The 10,249-nt window shown below is 61.4% G+C and carries 10 protein-coding genes; 9 read left to right on the plus strand and 1 reads right to left on the minus strand.

The window, feature by feature from the left end; all coding sequences use genetic code 11:
- The first annotated feature begins 298 nt into the window (after nt 1–298).
- The 7 genes from FHT69_RS23505 to FHT69_RS23535 all read left to right on the plus strand — a co-directional run bounded on the left by FHT69_RS23505 (nt 299) and on the right by FHT69_RS23535 (nt 6,764).
- Nucleotides 299–1,216, plus strand: a complete 918-nt coding sequence (locus tag FHT69_RS23505) for a metal ABC transporter substrate-binding protein (protein ID WP_183906038.1) — start codon at nt 299–301, stop codon at nt 1,214–1,216.
- A complete protein-coding gene (locus FHT69_RS23510) occupies nt 1,213–2,112 on the plus strand; it encodes a manganese/iron ABC transporter ATP-binding protein (RefSeq protein ID WP_048338450.1) in 900 nt (299 codons plus the stop codon). Before FHT69_RS23505 ends, FHT69_RS23510 begins: the two co-directional genes overlap by 4 nt.
- Entirely contained in the window at nt 2,112–2,969 is an 858-nt protein-coding gene (gene sitC / locus FHT69_RS23515; protein ID WP_143541136.1) for an iron/manganese ABC transporter permease subunit SitC, read from the plus strand. The genes FHT69_RS23510 and sitC overlap by 1 nt, the downstream gene beginning before the upstream one ends.
- Complete coding sequence (locus FHT69_RS23520; protein ID WP_183906039.1) at nt 2,966–3,811, plus strand: metal ABC transporter permease; 846 nt, start codon at nt 2,966–2,968, stop codon at nt 3,809–3,811. Before sitC ends, FHT69_RS23520 begins: the two co-directional genes overlap by 4 nt.
- A 132-nt stretch (nt 3,812–3,943) precedes the next feature.
- Nucleotides 3,944–4,969 carry an ABC transporter substrate-binding protein gene (locus FHT69_RS23525; RefSeq protein WP_047618900.1) on the plus strand — a complete coding sequence of 342 codons (1,026 nt, stop codon included), beginning with the start codon at nt 3,944–3,946 and terminating at the stop codon, nt 4,967–4,969.
- Nucleotides 4,966–6,006, plus strand: a complete 1,041-nt coding sequence (locus FHT69_RS23530) for a FecCD family ABC transporter permease (RefSeq protein ID WP_048338447.1) — start codon at nt 4,966–4,968, stop codon at nt 6,004–6,006. The genes FHT69_RS23525 and FHT69_RS23530 overlap by 4 nt, the downstream gene beginning before the upstream one ends.
- Nucleotides 6,003–6,764, plus strand: coding sequence for an ABC transporter ATP-binding protein (locus tag FHT69_RS23535; RefSeq protein WP_183906040.1), 762 nt, complete (start codon nt 6,003–6,005; stop codon nt 6,762–6,764). Before FHT69_RS23530 ends, FHT69_RS23535 begins: the two co-directional genes overlap by 4 nt.
- Before the next feature lie 7 nt (nt 6,765–6,771).
- Here the strand turns inward: FHT69_RS23535 and FHT69_RS23540 are convergent, their stop codons facing one another.
- The gene (locus tag FHT69_RS23540; protein ID WP_048338445.1) at nt 6,772–7,239 is read right to left on the minus strand and encodes an Lrp/AsnC family transcriptional regulator; all 468 of its coding nucleotides are present in this window, start codon (nt 7,237–7,239) and stop codon (nt 6,772–6,774) included.
- Between the two features lie 153 nt (nt 7,240–7,392).
- Between FHT69_RS23540 and FHT69_RS23545 the strand changes: the two genes are divergently transcribed.
- Together FHT69_RS23545 and FHT69_RS23550 are read left to right on the plus strand one after the other, a co-directional pair.
- Nucleotides 7,393–8,583, plus strand: a complete 1,191-nt coding sequence (locus tag FHT69_RS23545; protein WP_183906041.1) for an amino acid aminotransferase — start codon at nt 7,393–7,395, stop codon at nt 8,581–8,583.
- Nucleotides 8,584–8,609: 26 nt separating this feature from the next.
- The gene (locus FHT69_RS23550; protein ID WP_183906042.1) at nt 8,610–10,238 is read left to right on the plus strand and encodes a thiamine pyrophosphate-dependent enzyme; all 1,629 of its coding nucleotides are present in this window, start codon (nt 8,610–8,612) and stop codon (nt 10,236–10,238) included.
- Nucleotides 10,239–10,249: the final 11 nt, after the last annotated feature.

Here is a 10,249-nt window from a genome sequence, read left to right on the forward strand (position 1 = left end):
GCAGGCTTAGATGGTCTGAAATCAGTCGAGCGGTTGCAACCGGCTCGGTCTGTTCCTCTATAGATCCGCGATAGAAACCAACGCCTTGTTCGACGCGTGTCGGCGGGAACAATTCTCGTTCCGCTCCTTTCTCGAAAATCCTTGTTGCAAATCAGTCGCAATTGCAGAATAGATAGGGGCAGGCTTATCAGCAGCAATTGCCAATGCGTCGCATTTGCATCAGCGGACTGATTGCGGTCGACGCTGAGCCAAGGCGAGATCGGGAAACGATGGATGACGCAAAGAGAGAGGAAAGTTCATGCTTAGTCGAATGAGACGCCGGGTCGCAACCGGGCTGGCGGCCATCGCCGCACTCGGCGTGATGGCTGGCAGTGCCGCCGCGCAGGAGAAGTTCAAAGCCGTCACCACCTTCACCGTTATTGCCGACATGGCCAAGAACGTGGCCGGTGATGCGGCGATCGTGGAATCGATCACCAAGCCGGGCGCCGAGATCCATGAGTATCAGCCGACGCCCGGCGATATCCAGCGGGCGCAGGGCGCGCAGATCCTCCTGTCGAACGGACTCAACCTCGAGCTATGGTTCCAGAAATTCTATCGGAATCTCAAGGATGTTCCCGACGTCGTGGTCTCGACCGGCGTCGAGCCGATGGGCATCAGCGAAGGTCCCTATAGCGGCAAACCCAATCCGCATGCCTGGATGTCGCCGAAGAATGCGATCATCTATGTCGACAACATCCGCGACGCCTTCGTCAAATACGACCCGAAGAACGCCGAGATCTACAAGGCCAATGCCGAGGCCTACAAGAAGGAGATCGAGGCGACCATCGCGCCGATCCGCGAGAAGCTCGATACCATTCCCGAGGACAAGCGCTGGCTGGTGTCGAGCGAAGGCGCATTCTCTTATCTCGCCCGCGACTTCGGCTTGAAGGAGCTCTATCTGTGGCCGATCAATGCCGATCAGCAGGGCACGCCACAACAGGTCCGCAAAGTCGTCGATGCCGTCAGGGCCAATAAGATCCCTGCCGTGTTCAGCGAGAGCACGGTGTCGGACAAGCCGGCCCGCCAGGTCGCCCGCGAGACCGGCGCCCGGTATGGCGGTGTTCTCTATGTCGACTCCTTAAGCGACGCCGACGGTCCCACGCCGACCTATATCGATCTGTTGCGCGTGACCTCCGACACTGTCGTCAAGGGCCTAGCCGAAGGCCTGTCGCAATGAATGCGATCGTCTCCCCGGTTTCCCCCGCATCTTCGGATGTGGGGGCCGGCATTTCCGTGAGGGATGCCACGGTCACCTATCGCAACGGCCACACGGCGCTGCGCGACGCCAGCTTCCAGACACCAACTGGCACCATCACCGCGCTCGTCGGTGTCAACGGTTCCGGCAAGTCGACCCTGTTCAAGGCGATCATGGGCTTCGTGCGTCTGGCCAGGGGCGAGATTTCGGTGCTCGGCATGCCGGTCGAACAAGCGCTGCGGAAAAATCTCGTCGCCTATGTGCCGCAATCGGAAGAAGTCGACTGGAATTTTCCGGTGCTGGTCGAGGACGTCGTCATGATGGGGCGCTACGGCCACATGGGGATGATGCGAATACCGAAGGCGGCCGACCACGAAGCCGTGTCCAAGGCGCTCGCCCGCGTCAACATGAGCGAATACCGCAAGCGTCAGATCGGCGAGCTGTCCGGCGGCCAGAAGAAACGCGTCTTCCTCGCTCGGGCGCTGGCGCAGGACGGTCGCGTCATCCTGCTCGACGAGCCTTTCACCGGTGTCGATGTCAAGACCGAAGAGGCCATCGTCAAGTTGCTCCGCTCGCTGCGCGACGAAGGCCGGGTGATGCTGGTCTCGACGCACAATCTCGGCAGCGTGCCGGAATTCTGCGACCGCACGGTACTGATCAAAGGCACCGTATTGTCCTACGGACCGACAGACGAGACCTTTACGCAGGAAAATCTCGAAAGAACCTTCGGCGGCGTGCTTCGCCATCTCGTGTTGAATGGCTCCGGCGGCAAGCCATATCCCGTCGGCATCCTCACTGACGACGAGCGGCCGCTGGTCCTGCGGGAGGGCAAGCTGCTCGCGCCGGCCCCGGCGAACAAAAGCGATGGACAAGCCTGATGGCCGGCATTCTCGAACCCTTCACCTATGACTACATGCTGAACGCCATGTGGGTATCGGCTCTTGTCGGCGGTGTCTGCGCCTTCCTCTCCTGTTACCTGATGCTCAAGGGCTGGTCGCTGATTGGCGACGCACTCTCCCATTCCATCGTGCCGGGTGTCGCCGGCGCCTACATGATCGGACTTCCCTTCTCGATCGGCGCCTTCTTCTCCGGCGGCCTGGCTGCCGCAGCGATGCTCTTCCTCAACCAGCGTACCAAGCTGAAGGAGGACGCCATCATCGGCCTGATCTTCTCCTCATTCTTCGGGCTTGGCCTGTTCATGGTATCGCTCAGGCCGACTGCCGTGAACATCCAGACGATCGTGCTCGGCAATATCCTCGCGATCACGCCCGAAGACACGCTCCAGCTTGCCATCATCGGTTTCGTTTCGCTCGCCATCCTGCTGGTGAAATGGAAGGACCTGATGGTCGTTTTCTTCGACGAGACCCATGCCCGTTCAATCGGACTTAACCCGACGCGGCTCAAGATCATGTTCTTCACGCTGCTGTCGGCATCGACGGTCGCGGCACTCCAGACCGTCGGCGCCTTTCTCGTCATCTGCATGGTGGTCACGCCGGGCGCGACGGCTTACCTGCTGACGGATCGCTTCCCGCGGCTGCTCGTCATCGCCGTGGCGATCGGGGCAGCGACCAGCTTCATCGGCGCCTATGTGAGCTATTTCCTCGACGGCGCGACCGGCGGCATCATCATCGTCCTCCAGACGCTGATCTTCCTTGCCGCCTTCTTCCTGGCGCCGAAGCACGGAATGCTGGCAAGCCGGCGCAGAGCCGCACAAGCTCTGGAGGTATCCCCATGAATGGTCTCACCGCCCTGTTGGCGCCGTTCCAGTTCGATTTCATGATCAACGCCCTGATCATCTCGGTGCTGATCGCCATCCCGACGGCGCTGCTCTCTTGCTTCCTTGTGCTCAAGGGCTGGGCGCTCATGGGAGACGCCATGAGCCATGCCGTATTCCCGGGCGTGGTCATTGCCTATATCGCGGGCTTTCCCTTCGCCATCGGCGCCTTTGCAGCCGGGATGGTCTGTGCGCTTGCCACCGGCTTCCTCAAGGATAACAGCCGCATCAAGCAGGACACGGTGATGGGCATCGTATTTTCAGGCATGTTCGGGTTCGGCCTGGTTCTCTATGTGAAGATCCAGTCCGAGGTGCATCTCGACCACATCCTCTTCGGGGACATGCTCGGCATCGGGTTTCCCGACATCGTGGAGACGGGAGCCGTTGCGATGCTGACGGCCACCATCATCGCCGTCAAGTGGCGTGACCTGCTGCTGCATGCGTTCGATCCGGCGCAGGCCAGAGCGGTCGGGTTGAGGGTGAATCTCCTTCACTATGGCCTGCTCTGCCTGCTCTCGTTGACGATCGTGGCTGCACTCCGGTCGGTCGGGATCATTCTCGCCATTTCGCTGCTGATCGCACCAGGCTCCATCGCTTATCTGCTGACGCGCCGCTTCAGTGCGATGCTCGCTTTGTCGGTCGCAATCGCGGTGGTCACGGCCTTTGCCGGCGTCTATCTTTCCTTCTTCATCGATAGCGCACCCGCTTCGACCATCGTTCTTCTGTTCGCGATCGCCTTCGTTGGAGCCTTCCTCCACGCCACCCGCAAGACCGCGCGCATCGAAACGAGCGAGGTAACCTGAGGAGCCGGCGTTGCCCCGGCGCATGTACTCTGCTCTCGAATTTTGCGATAAGTTGATTTATTCTGTCTTGTTTTCTGGCTACTCCCAAGGCTATACCCCGGCCGCATGCACTCACGCACCGGGGATTTCTTCGTGACCAGCCTCAAATCAATTCTGGCCGCCTGCGGCCTTTCCGCCCTGATCGGCTTTGCCGCAAATCCATCTTTGGCCGGTTCGACGACCTACCCGTTGACGCTGGAAAACTGCGGTGCTGAGGTAACTTTCAAGAAGGCGCCCGAGCGGGCGATCGGCCTCGGCCAGAACAGCGCGGAAATCCTGCTGTTGCTCGGCCTCCAGGACAAGATGGTCGGCACCGCCTTCTGGCCGAGCAAGGTCCTGCCGCAGCTCGCCGAGGCCAATGCCAAGGTCAAGCTCCTGACCGTCGAAATGCCGACCTTCGAGTCGATCCTCGCCGAAAATCCCGACTTCGTGGCGGTGGCCTTGCCGAGCCTGGTCGGGCCGAACAGCAAGGTCGCCAAGCGCGACGATTTCGACAAGGTCGGTGTCGCCACCTATCTCTCGCCCAGCACCTGCCTCAGCACCAAGGACGTCAAGGACCAGTACGGCAGCCGCGGCGAGCTGTGGAACATGGATCTTCTCTACAAGGAGATCGACGAGCTCTCTGAGATTTTCGACGTCGCCGACCGCGGCCAGGCGCTGATCGCCGACTTCAAGGCGCGTGAGGCCAAGCTTCGCTCCGGCGTTTCCAAGGACGGCGTGAACCTGTCCTATGTCTTCTGGTTCTCCAGTCCCAGCCCGTCGGCCGATGCCTATGTCGGCGGCAAGAACAGCGCCTCCGGCTTCATCGCCGACCTGCTCGGCGGGCATAATGCGATATCAGCGGAAGCCGAATGGCCGACGATCGGTTGGGAAGGCATCATCGCCGCCAATCCTGACGTGATCGTCGTGGCCAGCCTCGACCGTAACCGTTGGGAACTCGACAAGCCGGAGGCCAAGATCAAGTTCCTGAACACCGACCCGGCCGTCAGCCAGACCCCAGCCGTCAAGAACAAGGCGATCGTCGTCATGGACGGCCAGGCGATGAACCCGACCATCCGCACGATCTACGGCGCCGAGCAGGTGGCCGAGCAGTTGAAGGCTCTCGGTCTGCTGAAGTGACGGAAGCGGGCAGTCTCTTCCGGCAGCTGGGAGCGGCCACCGCACTGCTGCTCGCCTCCCTCTGCCTCATCGCTGTCGCCGTCGGCGTCAGCGTCGGCATCGGCGACCTGCCGATCCCGCTGGCGACCACTTTTTCGGCCGTCACCAACCGGCTCGGATGGACCGCGGTCGAACTGAACCGCATCCACGAGACCGTCATCTGGGATTATCGCCTGAGCCGCGCGCTCGTCGCCGCCTTCTGCGGCGCGGGCCTTGCGCTGTCGGGCGCGATCATGCAGTCGCTGCTGCGCAATCCACTTGCCGAACCCTATGTGCTCGGTATCTCCGCCGGCGCCTCCACCGGCGCCGTCGCGATCGTCATCTTGGGCGTCGGCTCGGGCGCGGTATCGCTATCGGCCGGCGCCTTTGCAGGGGCCTTCGCGGCCTTCTTCTTCGTCGCGCTGTTGTCGAACGGCACGCGCGGCGGCGCGGACCGCACCATTCTCGCCGGTGTGGCCGCATCGCAGCTCTTCAACGCCTCGACCTCCTATATCGTCACCACCTCGGCCAATGCGCAGCAGGCCCGCGACGTCATGTTTTGGCTGCTCGGCAGTTTTGGCGGCGTGCGCTGGCCGGAATTCGCGCTGGTTTCGATCGTCGTCGGGTTCGGCCTCGCCGCCTGTCTGTTCTATGCCCGCGTGCTCGACGCCTTCGCTTTCGGCGACGAGGCGGCATCCTCGCTCGGCGTCAATGTCGGCCGCGCCCGCATGGTGCTCTTCGCGCTGACCGCGATGATGACGGCGACGATCGTCAGTATGGTTGGCTCCATCGGCTTCGTCGGCCTCGTGGTGCCGCATGTCGCCCGCTTTGTCGTCGGACCGCTCCATATCCGGCTGCTACCGGCCTGCGCCATAACAGGAGCGATTTTCATGGTGCTCGCCGACATCGCCGCGCGCGCCCTCATTCCCAACCAGATCCTGCCGATCGGCGTCGTCACGGCCCTGGTCGGCGTTCCCTTCTTCTCCCTCATCCTCTACCGGTTCCAGCGCGCGACATGAGCATCAAGGCCGACAACCTCACCTGGAAAATTGGCAGGAAGACCATTCTGGACGGCGTCTCCCTGGAAGCGCAGCCCGGCCGGATGCTCGGCCTGCTCGGGCCGAACGGCTCCGGCAAGACCTCGCTGCTCAGGCTTCTCGCCGGCCTGAAGCAGCCGCATGCCGGCCGCGTCACGCTCGACCGCAGCGATATCGGCACGATCAGCCGCCGCTCGATCGCCCGGCGCATCGCCTTTGTCGAGCAGCATGCCACGACAAATGCCAATCTGAAGGTGGTCGACGTCGTCAAGCTCGGAAGGTTCCCGCACCGGTCGATGTTCTCGGGCTGGACCAAGGCCGACGAAGAGGCGGTCGAAAGTGCGCTCGCGCGCGCCGGCATGGCGGAGAAACGCGACGATCGCTGGCAGAATCTCTCGGGCGGCGAAAAGCAGCGCACCCATATCGCAAGGGCGCTCGCTCAGTCGCCGCAGGAGCTGATCCTCGACGAGCCGACGAACCATCTCGACATCCAGCACCAGATCGGCCTGATGCGGCTCGTCTCCGGCCTGCCGATCACCAGCATTGTCGCTTTGCACGATCTCAACCATGCCGCCATGTTCTGCGACCAGCTGATCATCATGCAGCAGGGCAGGATCGTCGCCACCGGCGCACCGCAGGACGTATTGAGCGAGGCCCTTCTGCGCGACGTCTTCTCCGTCGAAGCCCGCATCGAAGCCTCACCCTATCACTCGCGCCCGCATATCCATTATCTCAGGTGAGAGCGTCTCAGGTCACGATCTGCAGCGGCAAAGCGGTCGTCTTTTTCAGTGTCTTGAGGACGATGCTTGACTTGACCGACGCCAGATTGTCGGTGACCCGGATCATTCTTTCGAGAAACTGGCTGAGATGTTCGAGGTCGCGCGTCATGACCTTCATCAGAAAGTCGGCGTCGCCGGTCTGCGAATAACACTCCAGGATCTCCGGCGCGGTCTCGATGAAGCGATGAAGCCGCTCGTTGCCGCCTTCCGTATGTGCTCTCAAGCTGACGAGCGTATGGGCAACGACGGTAAAACCCAGTTTCACGGGATTGAGGATGGCGACGACACTCTGGATATATTGCTCGTTGCGCAGCCTTTCCAAACGGCGAGCGCATTGGGTCGCAGAGAGATTGACCTTCTGAGACAGCTCGCTCTGCGTCACCTCGCTGTTTTGCTGGAGGGCGGCAAGCAATTTGATATCGAATGGATCAAGCATGGCCGCCCTCCTCGAACGGTGAATTTCTGCACATCATAGCCATATCGCGCCGATTGTCTGCATGATGGCGCGGTTTCAGGGAGATAATCGCAGAAATTCGTCGTGAAAGTTCAGCTAGTCTGCGAGCCAGAATTCAAGAAACGAGGTGGACTTGTGTTTGACGAACTGAACAGTCGGCCGGCCGACAGCCTGCTTGCACTCATCAAGGCCTTCCAGGCCGACGATCGCCGCGGAAAAATCGACCTTGGCGTCGGCGTCTATCGTGACGCCATGGGACGCACGCCGGTGATGCGTGCCGTCAAAGCGGCGGAACAGTTTCTCCTGGAAACCCAGGACAGCAAGAAATATCTCGGGCCGGAAGGCGACCTGCAATTCGTGCGCCTGCTGCAGCCCATCATCTTCGGAAAATCGCCGACGTTTACGCAACGCCTCGTCGGCATTCAGACACCCGGTGGAAGCGGCGCCTTGCGTCTCGGGGCCGAGCTTATCCAGGCGGCAAATCCATCGGCGAAGGTTCTGCTCGGGACGCCAAGCTGGCCAAATCATGCGCCGATCTTCAGCTCGGCGCGCTTGCCGGTAAAGGAGTACGCCTTCGTCGACTTGGCGTCGCAGCAGGTGATATTCGAAAGCGTGATCGACGCCTTGTCTTCCGCTCGGGAAGGCGACGTCGTTCTCCTTCACGGTTGCTGCCATAATCCGACCGGTATCGACTTCACCATGGAACAGTGGCTAGAGATTACCGAGCTCCTTGTCGCGCATCGACTGGTGCCGTTCATCGATCTCGCCTATCAGGGGCTTGGCGACGGCCTCGAACAAGATGCCGCGCCAGCACGCATGGTCCTCGACGCAGTCGATGAGGCGCTGATCGCCTATTCCTGCGACAAGAATTTCGGTCTCTATCGCGAGCGTGTCGGCGCGCTCTATGTCATGGCCCGTAATGGAGATGACCTGAGGAAAGCCGAAAGCAACATGGCGGCACTTGCCCGTGTGAACTGGTCCATGCCGCCCGACCATGGCGCCGCCATCGTCAGGACCATTCTCGAGAGCGCCGAGATGACGGCCATGTGGCGCGCCGAGCTCGAAGAGATGTGCCAGCGTGTCAACGGCAACCGGGCAGCGCTCGCCGCCGCCTCCCCCGATCTGACCTTCATAAGCCGGCAACGCGGTCTGTTCTCCAATCTCTCCATGTCGAAGGATACGGCCGTAGCGCTCAGAGCGAGCCACGGTATCTACATGGCGGATTCCGGGCGCATGAACCTTGCCGGCATGCAACCGGCCGACGCCGGCGCCATTGTCGCAGCGCTTCGAGCCGAAGGCTGCCTGAAATCATCGACGGTCGCCTAGCCGAACGCCCGCATTGGAGTCTTCAGATGAGCAGGAAAGAAACGACCGGTCAGGCGATGACCCGTTCCCTCGTCGCCCATGGGATCGACACGGTCTTCGGCATCCCCGGCGCCCACATGTATGATTTCAACGATGCCCTTTACGGCGCCGGCGATAAGGTTCGGTTCATTCACACCCGGCACGAGCAGGGCGCCGGCTATATGGCTTACGGCTATGCCAAGTCCACCGGTCGGATCGGCGCCTATACCGTCGTGCCTGGGCCGGGTGTCCTCAATTCCGGCGCGGCTCTCTGCACCGCTTATGGCGCCAACGCGCCAGTGCTTTGCATTACCGGCAACATCATGTCCCATTTGATCGGTCAAGGCAGAGGGCAGTTGCACGAATTGCCGGATCAGCTCGCCACGATGCGCGGAATCACCAAGACGGCGGAACGCATCAATCACCAGTCCGAAACCGGTCCTGTCATGGCCGGGGTCGTCAGTAAAATGCTCTCGGGCCGCCAAGGTCCGGGAGCGGTCGAAGCGCCATGGGACGTGTTCGGACAATCCGGCCCTGAAATCGACCTTCCCGTCGGTTCGAGAGCGCTTTCTCCGGTCGTGAACCCCGATGCGATCGCCGCCGCAGCGGCACTGATTTCAGGTGCCAAGAACCCGATGATCATGGTCGGCGGCGGTGCGGCAGATGCCGGCGCCGAGATCGCAGCACTTACAGAACTGCTGCAGGCCCCCGTCACCGCCCATCGCTCCGGCAAGGGCATCGTCGCCGACGACCATCCGAACTATCTGAATTTCGTCGCCGCCTACGAATATTGGAAGAAGGTGGACGTCCTGATCGGCATCGGCAGCCGGCTCGAATTGCAGTTCATGCGATGGAAGTGGCTGCCCAAAGGTCTCAAGGTCATCCGCATCGATATCGATCCGACCGAAATGGTCCGCCTCAAGCCCGATGTGGGCATCGTCTCGGATGCCAAGGCGGGAGCACAGGCTCTGCTTGATGCCGTGGCAGGTTCCAGCCGCGAGGATCGCACACGCGAATTTGCCGAACTCAACACAGAGGCCAGGTCTCGCTTCTCGGCAGTGCAGCCGCAACTCGCCTATCTCGATGCCATCCGCGAAGCTCTGCCAAGGGACGGCTTCTTCGTCGAGGAAATCTGCCAGATGGGCTTTACCGCCCGATTTGCATTCCCGGTCTATGGCCCTCGCCAATACGTCACATGCGGTTATCAGGACAATCTGGGTTTCGGCTTCAACACGGCCTTGGGCGTCAAGGTCGCTCATCCCGACAAAGCCGTTATTTCCATTTCCGGCGATGGCGGCTTCCTGTTCGGCGTTCAGGAACTTGCCACAGCCGTCCAGCACAAGATCAATGTCATCGCTGTCGTCTTCAACAACTCTGCCTTTGGCAACGTGCTGCGCGACCAGAAGCAGGCGTATAAGGGCCGCTATCTTGGCTCGGACCTCACCAATCCGGATTTCGTCGCCCTTGGCGAGAGCTTCGGCATTCGCGCGTTCAGGGTGACGAGCCCCGGCGCATTGAAAGACGCGCTCGAGAAAGCCCTATCACTCGACGAACCCGTTCTCATCGAGGTTCCGGTCGAGAAGGGATCCGAGGCGAGCCCCTGGCCTTTCATTCATGCGGCTCCGCATGCCGAATGATGCCAAACGAC

The organism is Rhizobium sp. BK008 (assembly GCF_014197345.1).
In the GTDB taxonomy this organism is placed as follows: Bacteria; Pseudomonadota; Alphaproteobacteria; order Rhizobiales; family Rhizobiaceae; genus Rhizobium; species Rhizobium anhuiense.